14 protein-coding genes and 7 pseudogenes are annotated in these 18568 nt (G+C 57.0%); 11 read left to right on the forward strand and 10 right to left on the reverse strand.

The window, feature by feature from the left end:
- Positions 1 to 4 precede the first annotated feature (4 nt).
- The gene (lpdA, locus tag ACW4TB_RS25490; protein WP_455828656.1) at positions 5 to 1828 is read left to right on the forward strand and encodes a dihydrolipoyl dehydrogenase; all 1824 of its coding nucleotides are present in this window, start codon (positions 5 to 7) and stop codon (positions 1826 to 1828) included.
- Between the two features lie 235 nt (positions 1829 to 2063).
- Here the strand turns inward: lpdA and tnpC (ACW4TB_RS25495) are convergent.
- From tnpC (ACW4TB_RS25495) to ACW4TB_RS25505, 3 genes and pseudogenes are all read right to left on the reverse strand, one after another.
- Positions 2064 to 2654, reverse strand: a pseudogene (gene tnpC, locus ACW4TB_RS25495) (IS66 family transposase); the annotation flags it as partial.
- 589 nt (positions 2655 to 3243) lie between these two features.
- Entirely contained in the window at positions 3244 to 3675 is a 432-nt protein-coding gene (locus ACW4TB_RS25500; protein ID WP_455828655.1) for a hypothetical protein, read from the reverse strand.
- 99 nt (positions 3676 to 3774) lie between these two features.
- A complete protein-coding gene (locus ACW4TB_RS25505; protein ID WP_455828654.1) occupies positions 3775 to 4623 on the reverse strand; it encodes a DEAD/DEAH box helicase in 849 nt (282 codons plus the stop codon).
- A gap of 386 nt (positions 4624 to 5009) precedes the next feature.
- On the opposite strand from ACW4TB_RS25505, the gene ACW4TB_RS25510 reads away from it, so the two are divergent.
- Together ACW4TB_RS25510 and ACW4TB_RS25515 are read left to right on the forward strand one after the other, a co-directional pair.
- A complete protein-coding gene (locus ACW4TB_RS25510; protein WP_455828665.1) occupies positions 5010 to 5306 on the forward strand; it encodes a 3'-5' exonuclease in 297 nt (98 codons plus the stop codon).
- A gap of 128 nt (positions 5307 to 5434) precedes the next feature.
- A pseudogene (locus ACW4TB_RS25515) lies at positions 5435 to 6290 on the forward strand (IS630 family transposase).
- Positions 6291 to 6421: 131 nt separating this feature from the next.
- Here ACW4TB_RS25515 and ACW4TB_RS25520 read toward each other — a convergent pair.
- The 5 genes from ACW4TB_RS25520 to ACW4TB_RS25540 form a co-directional block, all read right to left on the reverse strand.
- Positions 6422 to 6712, reverse strand: coding sequence for a c-type cytochrome (locus ACW4TB_RS25520; RefSeq protein ID WP_009681572.1), 291 nt, complete (start codon positions 6710 to 6712; stop codon positions 6422 to 6424).
- A gap of 21 nt (positions 6713 to 6733) precedes the next feature.
- Positions 6734 to 7528, reverse strand: coding sequence for a hydroxyacylglutathione hydrolase (gene gloB / locus ACW4TB_RS25525; protein ID WP_455828653.1), 795 nt, complete (start codon positions 7526 to 7528; stop codon positions 6734 to 6736).
- Positions 7525 to 9093, reverse strand: coding sequence for a GMC family oxidoreductase (locus ACW4TB_RS25530; protein ID WP_009681575.1), 1569 nt, complete (start codon positions 9091 to 9093; stop codon positions 7525 to 7527). Before ACW4TB_RS25530 ends, gloB begins: the two co-directional genes overlap by 4 nt.
- 10 nt (positions 9094 to 9103) lie before the next feature.
- Positions 9104 to 9664 carry a hypothetical protein gene (locus ACW4TB_RS25535; protein ID WP_009681576.1) on the reverse strand — a complete coding sequence of 187 codons (561 nt, stop codon included), beginning with the start codon at positions 9662 to 9664 and terminating at the stop codon, positions 9104 to 9106.
- A 121-nt stretch (positions 9665 to 9785) separates the two neighbouring features.
- A complete protein-coding gene (locus ACW4TB_RS25540) occupies positions 9786 to 10178 on the reverse strand; it encodes a VOC family protein (protein ID WP_009681577.1) in 393 nt (130 codons plus the stop codon).
- A 207-nt stretch (positions 10179 to 10385) separates the two neighbouring features.
- Here ACW4TB_RS25540 and ACW4TB_RS25545 point away from each other — a divergent pair, with 207 nt between their 5' ends.
- The 6 genes and pseudogenes from ACW4TB_RS25545 to ACW4TB_RS25570 all read left to right on the forward strand — a co-directional run.
- Entirely contained in the window at positions 10386 to 10688 is a 303-nt protein-coding gene (locus tag ACW4TB_RS25545; RefSeq protein ID WP_009681578.1) for a ribbon-helix-helix domain-containing protein, read from the forward strand.
- A 175-nt stretch (positions 10689 to 10863) separates the two neighbouring features.
- The gene (locus ACW4TB_RS25550; protein WP_154211951.1) at positions 10864 to 11208 is read left to right on the forward strand and encodes a hypothetical protein; all 345 of its coding nucleotides are present in this window, start codon (positions 10864 to 10866) and stop codon (positions 11206 to 11208) included.
- Positions 11209 to 11625: 417 nt separating this feature from the next.
- The gene (gene tnpA / locus ACW4TB_RS25555) at positions 11626 to 11946 is read left to right on the forward strand and encodes an IS66-like element accessory protein TnpA (RefSeq protein WP_009681580.1); all 321 of its coding nucleotides are present in this window, start codon (positions 11626 to 11628) and stop codon (positions 11944 to 11946) included.
- Entirely contained in the window at positions 11943 to 12278 is a 336-nt protein-coding gene (gene tnpB, locus ACW4TB_RS25560; RefSeq protein WP_003189483.1) for an IS66 family insertion sequence element accessory protein TnpB, read from the forward strand. Before tnpA ends, tnpB begins: the two co-directional genes overlap by 4 nt.
- A gap of 63 nt (positions 12279 to 12341) precedes the next feature.
- Positions 12342 to 13841, forward strand: a pseudogene (tnpC, locus tag ACW4TB_RS25565) (IS66 family transposase).
- A 26-nt stretch (positions 13842 to 13867) separates the two neighbouring features.
- Positions 13868 to 14072 (forward strand): annotated as a pseudogene (locus ACW4TB_RS25570) (IS5/IS1182 family transposase); the annotation flags it as partial.
- A gap of 235 nt (positions 14073 to 14307) precedes the next feature.
- On the opposite strand, the pseudogene ACW4TB_RS25575 reads toward ACW4TB_RS25570, so the two are convergent.
- Positions 14308 to 15323, reverse strand: a pseudogene (locus ACW4TB_RS25575) (IS110 family RNA-guided transposase).
- An 86-nt stretch (positions 15324 to 15409) separates the two neighbouring features.
- Here ACW4TB_RS25575 and ACW4TB_RS25580 point away from each other — a divergent pair.
- Positions 15410 to 15884 (forward strand): annotated as a pseudogene (locus tag ACW4TB_RS25580) (IS5 family transposase); the annotation flags it as partial.
- A gap of 310 nt (positions 15885 to 16194) precedes the next feature.
- Positions 16195 to 17390: pseudogene (locus ACW4TB_RS25585) on the forward strand (OprD family porin).
- A 152-nt stretch (positions 17391 to 17542) separates the two neighbouring features.
- On the opposite strand, the gene ACW4TB_RS25590 reads toward ACW4TB_RS25585, so the two are convergent.
- The gene (locus ACW4TB_RS25590; protein WP_455828652.1) at positions 17543 to 18562 is read right to left on the reverse strand and encodes a zinc-binding alcohol dehydrogenase family protein; all 1020 of its coding nucleotides are present in this window, start codon (positions 18560 to 18562) and stop codon (positions 17543 to 17545) included.
- Between the last annotated feature and the right edge of the window lie 6 nt (positions 18563 to 18568).

The following is an 18568-nucleotide window of genomic DNA, read 5'->3' on the forward strand; positions in this document are numbered from 1 at the left end:
GCCCATGAGTCAGGTTATTGAAGTGAAGATGCCGAGTATCGGCGATGCTGCCGCAATGCCGGTAATCGAGGTGCTGGTCAAAGTCGGTGATGTGGTTGCAGTCGATGACGCTATCTGCACGCTCGAATCCGATAAGGCGACGATGGATGTCCCTTCTTCTGCTGGGGGCGTGGTTCAGGAAGTGTTGGTCAAAGTCGGCGAGAAAGTGGCAGAAGGCGCAGTGTTGTTGAGGCTGGAGTCGAATGAGGTGGCTGTCCAACCTGCACCGCCTCCTTTAGCAACGCCTTCAGTATCTGCGACTGCGACTGCGAGTCTCGCGTCGCCTGCGCCAGCGTCCGCAGTGGCTACTACCCACGCCGGCAGCGTTGATCTTGAATGCGATGTGCTCGTCCTGGGTGGTGGTCCTGGCGGTTACTCGGCCGCCTTCCGCTCGGCGGATCTGGGGCAAAAAACTGTGTTGGTGGAGCGCTATGCCTCGCTTGGCGGCGTATGCCTAAACGTTGGCTGTATCCCCTCCAAAGCGTTGTTGCATATCGCCTCGGTGATGGAGGAAGTACCGCATTTGGCGTCACTGGGGATCGACTTCGGTGCCAGCAATGTTGATATTCACAAGTTGCGCACGCACAAGGAGTCCGTGGTTAACAAACTGACTGGTGGGCTCGCCGCTATGGCCAAGGGGCGCAAAGTCGAGGTTGTGCGTGGGTATGGTCGTTTTCTGGATCCCTACCATATCGAGGTCGCCATCACTTCGGATGCCGGTCGGAAACAGACAGGTGACAAGCAGGTCATTCGCTTCAAACGATGTGTTATTGCTGCCGGCAGCCAGGCCGTCAAGCTGCCCTTTATGCCGCAGGACCCACGCATCGTCGACTCCACCGGTGCCCTGGAACTCGGGGCCGTGCCCAAACGCATGCTGGTGGTGGGCGGGGGGATTATCGGCCTGGAGATGGCCACCGTGTATTCGGCCCTGGGTGCGCGCATCGATGTGGTCGAGATGATGGACGGGTTAATGCAAGGACCTGATCGCGATCTGGTGAAGGTCTGGGAAAAGCACAACAGCCATCGGTTCGATCACGTGATGTTGAAAACCCGCACGGTGAAAGCCGAGGCTAGCGAGCAGGGTATCTGGGTGACTTTCGAGGGTGAAAAAGCCCCTGCCGAGCCGCAATGCTATGATCTGGTATTGGTTGCAGTGGGCCGAAAGCCCAATGGTGACCAGATAGATGCCGGCAAGGCGGGTATCAACGTAGGTGAGCGCGGATTCATTGCCGTTGATAAGCAGATGCGCACCAACGTGCCGCATATCTTCGCGATCGGCGACATCGTCGGTCAGCCCATGCTGGCTCACAAAGCTGTTCATGAAGGGCACGTCGCCGCTGAAGTGGCAGCAGGTGAAGCCTCGAACAATGCTGAACTGGCTCGCAGCCGCTTTGATGCGTTGCAGATTCCGGGCGTTGCCTATACCAATCCAGAGGTGGCTTGGGCCGGTCTGACTCAACAAGAAGCCAAGGACAAAGGCATCACAGTTGAGTCGGCAGTTTTCCCTTGGGCCGCGTCCGGACGTGCGATTGCCAACGGTCGTGATGAAGGCTTTACCAAGCTTCTGTTCGATGCCGAGACGCATCGGGTGGTCGGTGGCGGCATCGTCGGAACCGGTGCGGGCGATCTGATCAGTGAGGTTTGCCTGGCAATCGAAATGGGCGCCGAAGCATTGGATATCGGTAAGACCATCCACCCTCATCCGACATTGGGTGAAACCGTAGGGTTGGCGGCAGAAGTCGCCCATGGCAGTTGCACGGACTTGCCTGCAACTTCACGTAAAAGATAGGTGAGCGTCCTTTGACCTGCCTCTCTTGCCAGAGTGGGCGATACGTCATCGATCTGCCTCTATTGAATGTTTTATCAGCCGCTCGGTGATCCCGCGCGGCTTTTTTATTCAATTTGTGTCACCGATACGTTCAGGGTTCATAGCCGCGCTCATCAAGTACCTGTCCTGCTTGCTCTGCACTCCGGGCGAGATAGCTCTTTCAAGGTAAGCGTCCGCCGAAGTCACCTTGCGTGACTCAGGCCGGCACCCACTGATGCGGCAGCAGTTGATCAATCTCACTGGCACGCTGCGTTGGCAGCCGCGTCAGCACATCTTTGAGATAGGCATATGGATCATGCCCATTCATGCGCGCCGACTGGATCAAACTCATGATCGCCGCTGCTCGTTTGCCGCTGCGCAGTGAACCGGCGAACAACCAGTTGGAGCGGCCGAGTGCCCACGGCCGTATCTGGTTTTCCACTGGATTATTATCTATGGGCACAGCATCGTCCTCGATATATCGAGCCAGTGCGCCCCAGCGTTTGAGGCTGTAATCCAGAGCTTTGGCGATAGCCGAGCCTTCGGGCACAAGGTCGCGCTGGGCCAGCATCCAGGTATGCAGTGCGTCGATAAGGGGCGCCGCTTTTTCCTGACGTATTCGCCAGCGATCCTCGTCGGTCATTTCCCGCGCTTGCCGTTCGATTTCATACAACCCGCCAATTGAGTGCAGCGCCTGTTCGGCCAGTTGGCTTTTGTTCGTCGCATGCGGATCGAAGAACTTGCGGCGGGCATGGGCCATGCAGCCGATTTCGGTGATGCCTTGCTGAAAGCTTGCTTTGTAGCCGGCATTATGTGCTCCAACACATAACGCAGGTTATTTTGCGGCCTGAGTTATGTGATTCCGACCGGCCAAATAGGCAGTTTCTCTGTTGTCGATAGGCGATTGACCCAACATAAATTGCAGCTCCAGTGTGGGATCAACCCAAACGCACCGGTCAGCAGCTCGATGGGGCGGCTGTCTTCGTCGTTCAACTCCGCTCTGCGTAGGAAAGGCCCCACATAACCGGGCCATAGATCGAGCTTGCCTTGATCACTCTCGCTCCCCAAGCCAAAGGTCGCAGCTAACTGCCTGGGCGTTGGAGCCTCATAGTGACTACACATTGTGATTCTCCTGATGATCACGCCCTGGAGCGCCTGTAATTCGGATCGCCATACACGCAAAAAAGTCCTCTGACGCGTCCAAAGCGAGCTGCTGGCGGCAGGGCAGGACACGATGGCGTGTCATAGCTACCGCAGTCCTGCCCTGAGTGGTTACCACCTTGCGGGGAGCACGGTCTAGCTGGGAAACGGTGAGGCGGGCAAACGAGCCGGCGGTGGCCAATCATGCGTCGAGACGAATCATGCTTGTAAAACTGGCGTCGAGGCTACGAGGCTGTTCAGTCGCTGTCCATCAAGTCCGTATTCGCGATCATGTCTTGCTCTATCGCCCTCACGACCTCATCCCGCTCGCTGGCATAGGCGAACGGATAGGCCTGGCCGGGCCTGGTGATGGGAAAGCGCGGATGGGGCACTCGGCATTCGGCGACGGTATACCCGCTATCGGTGACCCAGCACCGCGGGACGACCTGGCCAGCTGCGTTCCGCTTGGCTTGCCACTTCATCCCCAGTACTCGCACATCGGGCAGAAAGTCAGCTGCGCCGCGAGGACAGGGCGAACGATCGAATTGCTCATGACAGCTCCTGGTGGTGAGACCATTGCCTGTGCAGAAGCAGCTCCAGCGGGCGAATCTACCGAGCGACCATTCTGTCATCGCACCCCGCTCTGCACCGGCGTCGACTGGTTCGAGGTACAGGTGCAATGTTTTCATGCGAGGCGCGCTGTTTAGGCGGCATTTGCTCCATCTGAGGGGAATGGGACCTGGCCAAGCCCTGGGCCCCATCCTGAGCGCGTGCGGCCGTACCAGAGCCTATTGCCGGTCGCCGATCGAGCGGGCGCCGCCACCAACGACCGGTACCGAAGCGCTGCCCTCCATCGCCGCCAGCGCGGCCTCGACATCGACCATTGGCAGCAGGTCCATGATCTCGTTGAAGTAGCGCCGCTTCGCCCAGTCCGCGCGATCGCCGATCACGTACAGGCGCTGTTTGGCTCGGGTAACGGCAACGTTGAGGAGGTTCGGCTTGGAGACGGCCCACTCCCTGGCACCTGGTCGCTGGGGATCGGCGTTCCCCCCCAGCACCAGCACGACACAGGCGGCCTCTTTTCCTTGCATGGTGTGGACCGTGCCGCAGGTGGCCCCTGCCCTTGCCAGCTGACTCCCGGCTACCTGCCGGGCCACGTCACCGAAGGGGGTGACCACCGCGATGGACTTCGGGTCTACCCCCTCGAGGGTCAGGAGGGTGACCAGGCGATTCAGCGCCCGCCCCTCGGAGGGTACCCAGTTGCCTTGGGAGGTACCGCTGACCTGTACCCACCCCGACGGGAGGGTGAGCGGGGTGCCGGATACCCTCGGGGAGGTACCGTAGACCATGCCCCCGGAGTAGGCGATGCGGTTGGCGACCTCGAACATGGGGCGGTCGCACCTGCGGTGGACCACCAGCGGGAGACCCACCCACAACTTGTCACCCTCAGGCCCGATCTCCTTGCCGAGGGATTGGCCATGTCGGCAAGCCGCTGAGCGGACAGCTGGTGCGGCATCCAGTGCTCCGCCACCCCGAAGCCTCTTCGCATGTGCTCCAGGGCTGAGCTTCGCCAGGTGAGGCTGCAGTTGAACCAGTTGCGGTAGCAGTACAAAGCGCTGGTGATCCTGATATGCCATTCGCGCTCGATGCGGTGTTTGATTCTGACACCATGTATGCGGGTGTCGAATACGGGCAATTCTTGGTCTAGGCTTGGGTATGGCCGCTTGTGTTGGTGATTAGCAATCATGAGTTCTCCGACATTGATGAGGATAATCAAGAGAAACCGTTGCGGCCAGATTTTGCGACTCGGAGAGGAGAACGACCCGCGCTGGTTAGGTGTCGCTCCAAGTAAGCTGAACTCGAGCACGTGTTATCCGAGGTTGCCAGCTTGAGAGAGTTTCATGGTGATTCTGCCCTGTCAGATATTTGCGTAATCTCACGTAGCCGAATTTTCCGAAATGAAATTATGACAGCAATGAAGGCTGCTAATATTCCGTGCATTGACATTAAAGGGAATTTCTAAATCGACTCCGAAGGAGTTCGGGTGTCTACTGTAGAAAGTGCTAAAGGTTTTGAGTTTGGAACTGTTTTTCTGGCATCCACCATGTCCGAACCACACGCTACCCTTCGCGCCGATGAAGATAGTAAAGCAGGTGATGTTGTAAAGCTCTATGTGGCCATGACGCGCGCACGGGACAAGCTGCATATTAGCTATGTGTCAAACGGCGAGATGCGTCCTGTGGAAGCTCTTGGGACGATCAGCAGTTGGTGTGACGGGCTCAAATATCAAGATGGTGAGGTTTCAGAACTGCTTGACTAGCTCCAATCGATACGACAAACGATAGGCGATTTTGCATAATATGATGCACCTAGTGTGCTGTTCGCGAAATAAGTTCCTGAGTAGTTCGGCTACACTTCAAGCGCCATCCCTACCCTGGAGAGCTGACAGTGAGTGCCTTGGACATCACGCTTAGCCCCGAAGAAAAAGCCGAACTGAAGCGACGAGTTCGCTCTGCAACGATCCCTCAGCGCGAAGGCCGTCGAGCACGGATTATTCTGCTGGCTGCCGAGGGTGAAACCCGTGACAACATCGCACGGCTGACCGGTTTTTCATGCCCAACGATTACCGACTGGTGCCAGCGCTTCCAGGCACATCGGCTGGACGGACTGGTCGACAAACCGGGGCGCGGGCGCAAGTCCTCTTTGCCTGAGGAGACGGTTCGCCGGGTCTTGGAACAGGTCACCCGACCTCGCATTGGCGAACCGCGTTGGAGCTGTCGGAGCATGGCAAAGGCGGCGGGTATTTCTTCGACCACAGTCCATAAACTGTGGGCTGCCAATGATCTGAAGCCTCACCTGACGCGGATGTTCAAATTGTCCAATGATCCTCAGTTCGAGGAGAAATTCTGGGATGTGATCGGGCTCTATCTGGCCCCGCCGGATTCAGAAGATTCATAAAGAAACGCCAAAGCACCTCCAGCTTCATCTGATCGTCGATAACTATGCGACCCACAAGCATGCTGCGGTGAAGGCCTGGCTAGCAAAGCATCCGCGCTTTCATATTCATTTCACGCCGACCTCCAGCTCATGGATGAACATGGTTGAACGCTTCTTTCGAGACATCACGGTGTACCTGCGCGACGGCAGTTTTGCCTCAGTTCGCGAGTTGGAAAGCTCCATTACAGCGTTCATGGCGTTACGCAATGCTCAGCCGACCCGGTACGTTTGGAACGCTAAAGGAGAGGAGATTTTGAGCAAAATCCAACGGGCGCGTGAGGTACTTGAAGCTGCATGCGGCAGGTAAATTATTTCGCGAACAGCACACTAGCTCGGCGGCTGTCGAGTTTAGGCGCATCATGTCTAAAATCACCAGAACAGCAAGGCTGACCTTTGTGGATGCCCCATTGTCCTATAGCGGCTCGATTTTCCTATCGGTTAGCGAGACATCCAGCCTATCGTTGCCACGAGGTCTTCGTCACTGCAGTCACTGCAGAGCCCACGTGGTGGCATGACACTCAATCCATTCACTACGTTTTTGAGTAGTGCCTCTTGCCCTTGAGCAAGGCGAGGTTTCCACGCAGCTGCATCACCTTTCTTGGGCGCGTTTGGGAGTTGGCCGTTGTGGCACATGGCGCAGGATTTTGCGAATACGGCCTCAGGCTCTTGAGCTGCCTGGGCAGAAGCAATCATGAAGGCTGTAGCGGCAATCAGCAGTGTTTTTCTCATAGATGATCCTCTTGTTGTTGTTCAGAAATTGTCTTTCCACTTGCGCATTGCAGCGAAGCATTCCTCGGCGGATCTGATGGTCAGCCCCGCGTGACGTTCGATAGCCTCAACGATCTTCGCTTCCCGTACGCGGAGGAACGGGTTAAATGCACGCTCAACGCTGATTCGGGTCGGTAAGGTGCACTCACCGCGGTCACGGATTTCGCAGACCTCGGCCAAGCGCTCGGCGATTTGCTGATTGTCTGGGTCAACAGCCAATGCAAAACGCAGGTTGGAGAGGGTGTACTCGTGTGCACAGTAGACTTGCGTCTGCTCCGGTAGCGCTGCAAGGCATTCGAGCGAGGTCAGCATCTGCAGCGGCGTACCCTCGAACAGGCGCCCACAACCGGCGCTGAACAGCGTGTCGCCGCTGAACAGCACATTCTCACCAACCAGGTGGTAAGCCAAGTGTCCGGAAGTATGGCCAGGCACCCCGATCACGTTGATGGTACGTCCCAATACCTGGATCAGATCACCATCCTTGAGTGGCCGATCCCTATAGGGGATCGGCTCGTTTTCCGGGCCATGGACGAGAAGGTCGAACGCAGACTTCAGCTTCTCGATACCGCCCACATGGTCACTGTGGTGGTGAGTGATCAGTACATCAGTGAGCACCCAACCAGGATGCTCAGCCAGCCAGGCTTGAACTGGCCCGGCATCACCTGGATCTACGACTGCACAGGCCTGGTTTGAGTGATCAGCCAGAAGCCAGATGTAGTTGTCGGTGAATGCCGGGAGAGCGCAAATCTCCAAACGGTTGTCGGGAGTAGTAGTCATGCCGCATGCGTCCTTAAGGCATCGGCAATGTACTCAGCCTGACGGATCGCGAGGCTGACGATCGTCAGGGTAGGGTTCTCGGCTGCGCTGGTGGTGAACTGACTGCCATCCGAAATGAAGAGATTCGGGACTTCATGGCTTTGCCCGTATTTATTGCAGACGCCATCAGCTTCCTTGTGGCTCATGCGACATGTGCCCATGTTATGAGTCGAGGGGTAGGGTGGTACTCGATGCGTCTTCAGTGCTCCGACGGCCTCATAGACCGCACTACCTTGCTGATAGGCATGCTCTCGCATGGCGATATCGTTGGGGTGGTCGTCGTAGTGCACGTTGGCCACTGGAATGCCGAAGCGGTCTTTGACGGTATCGCTCAGGGTGATGCGATTGGTTTCCCGGGGCATGTCCTCACCGACCAGCCACATGCCAGCCAGATGCGTGTAGTTGTCCATGACGCGGGTGAAGTCGCGCCCCCAGGCGCCGGGGTTGAAGAACGCAGCCATGAAGGAAAGGCCGAGCGAGATGGTTTCCATCTCGTAGCCACCGACAAAGCCTCGGTCGGGATTGAAGTGCACCTCATCACCGATTAGGCCGGCCATGATGGTGCCGCGGTAGAAGTGCACCGGATCCTTGAACTCCGCAAACACTGAGCCGGTGGTATGGCGCATGTAGTGCTTACCAACCATCCCTGAACCGTTGCCAATCCCATGAGGGAACAATGTGCTGGTCGAATTCAACAGCAAGCGGGGCGTTTCGATGGCATTGCCTGCGACCGCAACAAGACGCGCTTTCTGGCGTTGCAGTCGTCCCTGCGCATCCGCGTAGACCACTCCAGTCGCGCGTCCCTTGGCATCGTGCTCGATCTTCACTGCGTGCGCCTGCGTGCGGAGCTCGAGCTTACCTGTGGCTTCCGCTGCTGGAATCTCGGTGTACAGCGTTGACCACTTTGCCCCCATCTTGCAGCCCTGGAAGCAGAATCCGAGTTGCATGCATTGAGCACGTCCTGCGCGAGCACGGCTGTTGATCGCCATGTGGCCGGTACTGCATTTCTTGTAACCAAGCTTGCGAGCACCGTTGTACATCACCTGGAAATTGTTGTTTCCCGGCAGTCCAGGAATGTCGTTGGTGCGCGTCACGCCCATCTTGTCTTCTGCCCTTGCATAGAAGGGCTCCAATTCTGCAAGCGTCAGTGGCCAGTCGAGCAGATTCGCGTCTTTGATGTCGCCGTAGGTCTGCCGCGCTCGGAATTCATGCTCCTGGAATCGAAGGCTGGCACCTGCCCAGTGAGTGGTGGTTCCACCGACGGTTTTACAGATCCAGGCGGGGAGATTCGGGAAGTCCTTGGCGATCTGCCACGAGCCCGAGGTAGTGCGAGTATCGCCCCAGGACAATTGCTCGAATGAAGGCCATTCGTCATTGATGAATGTGGCAGAGGATTGGCGCTGTCCAGCTTCCAGCAGAACGACTGGAATACCCTTCTGGCACAGTTCATTGGCCAGTGTCCCGCCACCCGCACCAGAGCCGATGATCACCACTACCGAGTCGTCGTCGAAATTGAATGTAGTCATGTACGCATCCTCAGGAAAAGGCGGGGGGACTGGCTTCGGTAGGGGCAGCAGGCAGCCATTTCAGATCGTTGAAGCCGCGCATCAAGTAGCCGCCTTTGGGGAAGGAGGCGCCCTCGTAGCCAAAGTGCTGGTAGGCGAGTTCATTGCTGTAAAGAGCATTGACCGATACTGATCTGATCAGGGTGAAAAACGGGGTGGTCTGGATGGACTCCAGCAAGGCCAATTGGCGGGGCTCATCCAGATTCAGCCAGGCGCCGTCGGCAGACTTGTCCAGCTCGTTCAAACCTTGTTCAAGCAGGGGAAGAATGGAGGGGTCAGTAACGGCGCGGTCGTCCAGTGCTTTGATCGCAAAGGCGTACACAGCGTCTTCCATCTGATCGTGAGGGTAGATCCGGCGCACCACAACGATCAGTCGTGCGGCTTGATCGTTGTTCAGCATTTTCATCTCGAGCGCCCAGGTTTTACTGGGGGCGAGCAGGGCAATGGGGCCGGAGGTGAAAAGCAACGTGCCCAAGAGAATTCCGCCGCTGCCTTTCAGAAAGCTACGGCGGCTGGCTTGTATATCCTGCATGCTGTTCTCCTTGTTGTTTTTATTAGGAGCCTGACATCACGGGTGCTGCTTTGTTGGGGAGTGGCGTTTTTCCGCGCTGTATTGATAGACGACGCCTAGGCGTCTGATGCTTGTGGTTGCGTTACTGGTAGTGGCCGGCGCGCTGCAGCACCTCAATCTTGTAGCCGTCGGGGTCTTGGATGAAGAAGAAGCGAGCGAGCATCTCCTCGCCACGTTTGAATTCCTTGATGGGGGCAGGTGAGAGCCCTATTTCGCTCAAGCGAGCGTGATGGAGATCAAGGTCTTCTACTGCGAAGGCGACATGGCCATAGCCACTGCCGTGGGTGTAGCTGTCTTGGCCCTTGTTCCAGGTCAGTTCGATTTCGGCGCCGCTTTGCTGGTCGCGCAGGTACACGAGGGAGAAATCGTCGAACTCAAGGCGATGGGATTCCTGCAGGTCGAATGCTTGTCCGTAGAAACTCATGGAGGCATCCAGGTCACCTACGCGGATCATGGTGTGGAGGAATTTCGACATTATCAGGCTTTCCTGTGGTGTTGTTATGCACTCAAGATGGCAGAATGAAAATCTGGTGGGTAATAAGTGGCTATTACGTGCGCCTCGGCAGCGAAATGGGCACGTGTAATAGCGGTGTATTACCCGCGTGATGCCTTGGGAAGGTAGCTTCAGGTGTGGGCATATGCCCACGACGCGACTTAGCCAGGTGAAACCAGCGGAGGCATCATGTGTGAGCTGTACGTGAAGGCAGACCCGATTCTCTATGAATCGCGCTCGCGCTCCTTGCGCATCCGGGGCGTGGTCACCACCCTGCGTCTAGAAAACCAGTTCTGGGACATCCTGACCGAGATCGCTTCAGCGGATGGTGTCAGCACGAACCAACTCATCGCTAAGCTGTACGAGGAAGTCATGGATTACCGGGGAGAAGTGGTGAATTTTGCCTCGTTCTTGAGGGTGAGCTGCACCCGCTACCTCAGCCAAAAGCAGGTGGCCAATAGGGTGGTGCCACTTTCGATCGCAGCGGGGTAAGTGAACTGCCTCGTGACGGTGTCCTGGCAGGTGCTCATCTGCCGGCAACCGACCACTCTTAGGCGCACCTCACAGGAGGCGAGAGTATTAGGCAACGTGCTGACGAGGCTGTTTTTAGGGTAGGGCGTGTGGCACGGCTTCTTATTGGCATATTCCAACTGCAGAGGCGTTACCTTTGGCGAATTACGATTTCCAAGAGCTGCTGGCCCGTTTGAACCATTTGGAGGACACCGATCCAGGTGCAGCAATCAGGGAAGCGCGAAGAATCGTCGCTGATGGCCCACAGGCGCCAAACCTTAAGGTTATTCAGGCTGCGGCTCTGGTAAACGCAGGTGTGTTGATTCAGGCGCGCGACGCTGTTGAGGAAGGACTTGCACTGTACCGAGAGCTTCATTCGACCTTCCCAACCCCTGATGTGAAGTTCAACCTGGCCACGGCAATAATCAGTGCAGCGGCTTTCACCAGCGAAGAAGGTGATCGGCTAGACCCACCTCGAATCTACCAAGGCCCTGCGGGCTGAAGCCCGTGGCTACTTCTGGCACGTGGCTCAGAACACTGAGGCTGCAGATGCCATTCGCACACAGAGTTGGACGAACCTTGCTAATCAGCTGGAAGGAAGCTTCCGCTTCAGTGAAGCCCATGACGCCCGATTGGCAGCGCTGAAGCTAGACCCAGGGAATGGCGTAGCTGCGGCGTCCGCAATACGCTATCTGTTGAGCTGTTACCACCAAGGCCTGTGTTCCGACCTCGCTATCCACGAAGCCTCAGCGCTTGCCCAGGTCGCGAGATCAAATCGAGACCGTATCATTGAATACGCAGGCTTGCAGGCAGCCAACAGTAAGCGTCCGGTGAACTCACCTTACGAACTCCAGCTTTTAGGGCGATGGTGTCCGCGTATTTTTAAGCGGACGCGATCACCCTTATCGCCAGGATTTCCATGCGCCAACGAAGCTCTTATCCGAAACCATTCAAAGCCCAGGTCGTTCAGGAATGCCTGCAACCTGGGGCAACCGTATCGAGTGTCGCCATCAGCCACGGCATCAATGCCAATGTCATCCGCAAATGGATGCCGCTCTATCGAGACCAGCCCGCAGCGACTTCACTACCGGCGTTCGTTCCGCTAAAAGCCGCACCTAAACGGCCAGCCGAAGCCTCAGTGATCATCGAGTTGCCCATGGCCGGCCAATTGATCACAGTGAGATGGCCAGCCTCGGATCCCGAGGGCTGTGCGCAATTTATCCGGGCTGTCGCTCAATGATCCGCATTGATGCAATCTGGCTGGCCACCGAGCCGATGGACATGCGCGCCGGTACCGAAACGGCTTTGGCCCGGGTGATCGCGGTGTTCGGTGCGGCGAAGCCGCACTGCGCTTATCTGTTCGCCAATCGCCGTGCTAACCGGATGAAAGTGCTGGTGCACGATGGCGTGGGCGTCTGGCTTGCCGCGCGGCGCCTGAATCAAGGCAAGTTTCACTGGCCCGGAATTCGCCACGGCTGTGAGGTCGAACTCGACAGCGAGCAACTCCAGGCGTTGGTGCTGGGCCTGCCGTGGCAGCGGGTCGGCTCAGGCGGCGTGATCAGCATGCTGTAACCGCCGGCCATTTGGCCGGTCTGCTTGTCGTCGTTTCGGGCCTGCTCTGGCACAATCGGCGGCATGACTTTCTCGCCCAACCTCGACCAGATGACTCCGGAACAGCTTCGTGCCTTGGCGGCACAGGCGTTGCAATTGCAGTCCCAAGTCGAGGCGATGAGCAGGAAGATCCAGAACGATGAAATTCTCATCGAACAGTTCAAGTTCGAAATCGCCCTGCTCAAGCGCCACAAGTTTGCCAAGCGCAGCGAGCAGATCAGCCCAGCACAAGACAGCTTGCTGGATGACCTCCTCGACACAGACCTTGAAGCTATCGAGGCCGAGCTAAAACAGCTCCTCCCAGCTGCGCCACAGGCCGAGCCACGGCAATCCCCGAAACGTGCGCCCTTGCCGCCGCAGTTTCCACGCACCGTCATTCGCCATGAACCCGAAAACACTCAGTGCGCCTGTGGCTGCCAGCTTCAACGCATCGGCGAAGACGTCAGCGAAAAGCTGGATTACACGCCGGGCGTGTTTACCGTCGAGCAACATGTACGTGGCAAATGGGCCTGCCGCCAGTGCGAAATACTGATCCAGGCGCCGGTGCCAGCGCAGGTTATCGACAAAGGTATCCCAACCGCAGGTTTGCTGGCCCACGTAATGGTGGCCAAGTTTGCCGATCACTTGCCGCTGTATCGGCAGGAGAAAATCTTTGGCCGCGCCGGGCTGGCAATCGCTCGCTCGACCTTGGCCCAATGGGTTGGACAAACCGGCGTGCGGCTCCAGCCGTTGGTCGATGCATTGCGTGAGGCGTTGCTGAAGCAGGGCGTGATTCATGCTGATGAAACGCCCGTGCAAATGCTTGCACCGGGCGAGAAGAAAACCCACCGGGCCTACGTCTGGGCCTACAGCACGACGCCGTTTTCGGCCCTCAAAGCCGTGGTTTACGACTTCAGCTCAAGCCGTGCTGGCGAACATGCGCGCAACTTCCTCGGCGACTGGAACGGCAAGTTGGTCTGCGATGACTTCGCTGGCTACAAAGCCGGCTTTGAGCAAGGCATCACTGAAATCGGCTGCATGGCCCACGCCCGTCGCAAGTTTTTCGATTTGCATGTGGCGAACAAAAGCCAGTTGGCCGAACAGGCGTTGCATTCGATTGGCGGTTTATACGAGATCGAGCGCCAGGCACGGGACATGAGCGATGAAGATCGGTGGCGATTACGTCAGGAGTTGGCGGTACCGATCAGCAAAACACTGCATGAGTGGATGTTGGCCCAGCGCGACTTGGTGCCCAACGGATCAGCCACGGCCAAAGCCCTCGACTACAGCCTGAAACGCTGGGTAGCGCTGACGCGCTACTAAGACGATGGGGCTGTGCCCATCGACAACAACCAAGTCGAGAACCAGATACGGCCATGGGCACTCGGGCGCTCGAACTGGCTGTTTGCCGGGTCGCTACGCAGCGGTAAACGGGCGGCTGCGATCATGAGCCTGATCCAATCAGCGCGCATGAATGGGCATGATCCGTATGCCTATCTCAAGAATGTGCTGACGCGGCTGCCGACGCAGCGGGTGCCAGCCTGACTTGCACAAGGTGAGTTGGGCGGACGCTTACTTTCCGGCACCTGCTGGAGATGCAACAACTCGCGGCAGGGATTCTGGAAACCATCAACAACTACTTGCAAGACAAAGGGAGGTCTGTCGCTACGCCAGGGTACGATTGTCGATGCCACCATCATCCACGCGCCCAGTTCGACCAAGAACAAGGATGGCAAGCGCGATCCGGAAATGCACCAGACGAAGATGTATAGTCAGCCCACCTCCTGCAACGCAGTTTGATGAACGGTAAAGCATGCTTGCGCTAATGTATCCGGGCTCGTGGTGAGCACGTTCATTAGCGCTCGGCCCTTGATGAGAAGTCGCTCCCAATTGTCCTTGATAAAGGGATCAGCTTTAAAAACTATCTTCGTCTTCAGGTTTTCAGTTGGGATGTCTGCCGTTTATCGTCATAATCACTGTCGTCGCAAAAGCCGGTGGTAAGTCGGTTAGGTCAAGCCATCTGTTTCACGTTGTAGCTGCCGCCTCGGGCTAATACTGCCCAGACGATTCTTGTCGTCTTGTTGGCCAGCGCACAGGCGACTTTGTTCGGGGGCTTGCGAGCCAAAAGATTTCTTACCCAAGCTCCGAGTGCATCGTCACGCTTGTCGATTCGTATCATCAGTGCGTGAGCGCCTTGCACCAGCAGGCAGCGCAGATACTTGTCGCCGCGCTTGCTGATGCCAAGCAAGCTCGTCTTGCCACCGCTTGAATACTGTCGAGGCACCAACCCGAGTGACGCGGCAAAGTCGCGTGAGCGTTTGTAAGTCGAAGCGTCACCGACATCGGCCACCAGCGCGCTAGTGGTGAGAGGGCCGATGCCGGGGATGCTCAGCAAGCGCATGCCGGCGGCGTCCTCAGACAACTGCTGTTTGATCTCGACATCGATCCCCTTGATATCTCTCGTCAGGCGTTGAATATCGAGCAGCATTCGCTCAACCGCATTACGCAGTCGAATCGGCAGCTCATGGCGTTCCATCAAAGCGGGCACCTGCTCCAGAGCAGCATGTCCAATGGGGAAAATGATCCTGAGCTCCAGCAGGACACCGTGCACCTGGTTGATGATTCGCGTGCGATTATCCACCCAAGACTTGCGCAGCTTGTGCTCAGTCGACAGGATCTGCTGCTCAAGGGTCTTTACTGGAACCGAGCGGGTTCTGGGTCGCGACGCGGCTTCGCAGATGGCCTCTGCATCGATAAAGTCATTCTTGTTGCCAGTGACGTAGGCCTTCACATGCTGCGCCGCGATTAATTGCACGCGGTGGCCCAAGCCCTCGATCTGCCTAGCCAGCCATTACGAACTGCCGCAGGACTCCATGCAATTTTGCAGCTTGGCAACTGCGCCAGATACGGCAGCAATTGGCAACGATTGAGCTTCTTGCGCATGAGCTGATTTCCTCTCGCATCCTGGCCATGCAGGTGGAAGGTGTTCTTGCCGATGTCGATACCTAGAAGCGTTACGGTGTTCATGAGAGATCCTCCTTCGGTCAAGAGAGAAACCCGGTAAGTCTAGACTCACCGGGTTTCTCGAACTGGGCTGACCATCTCATTAAGACAACCAGTACTTCTTCGGCATGAAAGCGCATATCGGAGCCGACGCAGAATCGGGCCTGGTACATCATGTCCATGGTACAGCCGCCAACGTGGCTGACGTGACGGAAGTTTCACATCTACTGCATGGCGCAGCGAACGTCGCCAGTGCCGATTCGGGCTATACCGGCGTTGAGAAACGACCGGAGCATGAAGGGCGACCGGCGACCTGGCAGATCGCTGCGCGACGCAGCACCTACAAGCACTTGGGCCAACGCGCGTGCTCTACTCAGCCAAGCGCCAGATCGAGAAGGTCAAGGCGCAGGTACGGGCGAAAGTCGAGCATCCGTTCCGAGTGATCAAGCTTCAGTTCGGCTATGTGAGAACTCGGTTTCGCGGCGTGGCCAAGACACGGCGCAACTGACGACGTTGTTTGCGCTGGCGAGTCTGTGGATGGCGCGCCGGCATTTATTGAACACTGCGGGAGAGGTACGTCTGTAGCGGGTCAGAACCAGGGCAAAGCCCTGGTGTTGCACTGACTTGGCGGCTGGAAAAATGGGCATTTCGGCGTCAAAGCACAGTGCACTGCGTGCTCGGGGCAACTTGTTCGGAGTTTCCCTAAGTACCGGTCCTTCGTGTGCGTTGCGTTGACCTCTAAGTTTTTGCGTTGCTTCTATTGCTTTAAAATAGCAAAGAGAGGGCTATGCAATTGAGTGGGAAAAAAATTGCTGCCAGTTCGGTGTTTCTTGGTATCACCCTGAGTGCACAGGCGCATGCTGACTTTCTAAGTGATAGCAAGGCCACCTTGGGGATGAGGAACTTCTACTTCAATAACGACAGCCGCGATGGCACTGCCGCCCCTTCCAAAACCGAAGAATGGGCGCAGGGCTTCATGTTGGAGTTTATACCGAAGGCATGGTTGGCTTTGGTGTCGATGGCCTGGGATTGCTGGGGGTTACCCTGGACAGCGGCAAAGGACGGCATGTCGGCAGCACCATGATGCCTTCTGACAGTGACAACCGTGCCGTCGACGAGTGGAGCCGGGTGGGGCTGACCGGAAAAGTCAAAGTGTCGAAAACCGAACTTCGCTACGGCACCTTGATTCCGAAACTCCCAGTTCTGGTTGCCAACGATGGGCGCGTACTTCCACAAACCTTCGAGGGCGGTCAAATCACCTCGAGCGAGTTCAAGGGGCTGACCTTGACTGGAGGTCGGATCGAACATGCGACAGGGCGTGGTTCAAGCGATCAGACGGGGTTGGCAGTTGCTGGTGGTACGCGTGAGAGCAATCAGTTTGACTTCGCCGGGGGCGATTGGAGTGTCAACAAGGATCTGACAGCTCAGTACTACTACGCAAACCTCGATAACTACTATACGCAGCATTTTTTTGGATTGATTCACACCCTTGCGCTCTCGGACAATCAGTCCCTTAAAACCGACCTGCGCTACTTCAAAACTGACTCGTCAGGTGCAAATAGCTCCGGTACGTCAGGCTACAGAATGAATGGCTACACCAAAAACGGTGATGGAGAGATCGACAACCGTACCTGGAGTGCCGCGTTGGTTTATACGCTGGGTGGCCACGCGATTACTGCGGGGTATCAAAGTGTGTCGGATGGCAGCAACTTCACTCAACTCAATCAGGGCAACCTGATAGACAAGGGCGCCGGTGGAGCAAGCCTGTATCTGTATACAGACCGCCTGATCCAAACGTTCACCCACGCAGGCGAGCGCACAGCTTTCGGTCAGTATGCTTACGACTTTGCCGCTCTGGGAGTTCCTGGCCTGAAAGGCTCGGTCATGTACCTCTCCGGCGATAATATTAAAACTACGTCCGGCGACAACCAAAAGGAATGGGAAAGAGACATTAGCCTGGACTACGTCCTTCAGTCCGGAGCGCTTAAAGGTGTCGGGTTCGGCTGGCGTAACGGCAAGTCCAACAGCGAAGCGGCTCGTAACGTAGATCAGAGCCGAGTTTTTGTAAGCTATAGCATTCCGCTTCTCTAACAAGTGTCATGAGGGTGAATAGCCGCTTTCAGTCCGGCCATGCTGAGGAAGGCACCCGACAACACGGGTGCTTCTGTGCAGGATTATCCGCCCGACGCTCAGGACATTAGGTAGGTGGTGCAGCCGGTTTGATTTATTTTGTCTACGCCCTCTTAGAAGCCTTCCAGCACGATCTTGCCCTTCGCCTTGCCGCTTTCCAGCAGAGCATGGGCTCGACGAAGATTTTCTGCGCTGATGCGCCCGTAGTTTTCGCCAACGGTGGTGCGCAAGTCACCCGCATCAATGCGCCGCGAAACTTCGTTGAGGATGTTGTGCTGCTCTTGCATGTCCTCTGTCTCGTAAAGCGAGCGGGTGTACATCAGCTCCCAGTGCAACGACAGGCTCTTGCGCTTGAGCGGTACGGCGTCAAGCGTGGCCGGGTCATCGATCAGGCCCAGCTTGCCCTGAGGCTTCAGTGATTCGATGATTTGCTCGTAGTGCCGATCGGTCTGGGTCAGGCTGGCGACATAGCTGACTTGTGCGATACCGATGCGCTTGAGCTCCTCGCTGAGTGGCTTGGTATGGTCGATGACATGATGCGCACCAAGCTCGGTGACCCAGGCCTGGGTTTCAGGGCGCGAAGCCGTACCAATGATCGTCAACCCGGTTAACTGACGCGCCAGCTGAGTCAGGATTGAACCCACCCCGCCTGCAGCGCCGATGATCAGCAGCGTTTCGCCTCGGTCGTTGGTATCGCGTGCAACACCGAGGCGATCAAAAAGTAATTCCCAAGCGGTCAAGGAAGTCAGTGGCAATGCCGCAGCCTGGCTGAATTCCAGTGACTGGGGCATGGAACCGACGATACGCTCATCCACCAGTTGCAGCTCATTGTTGCTGCCCGGGCGGATCAGCGATCCGGCGTACCAGACCTTGTCGCCGGGCTTGAATAGCGTCACGTCGCTGCCCACCGACTTGACCACGCCGGCAGAGTCCCAACCGAGGATACGCGGCTGGCTTTCGTCCTCGTGCGGTACATAGCCCTGCCGAACCTTGGTATCGACAGGATTGACCGATACGGCTTTTACCTCTACGAGCAAGTCGCGCGGCCCCGGCACTGGCTCGGGTATATCTATCTCCACCAAGGCGTCGGGATGTTCAATAGGCAGGCATTTGAAGTGTGCAATGGCTTTCATTCGAAG

The sequence above is a fragment of the Lelliottia jeotgali genome (assembly GCF_977070485.1).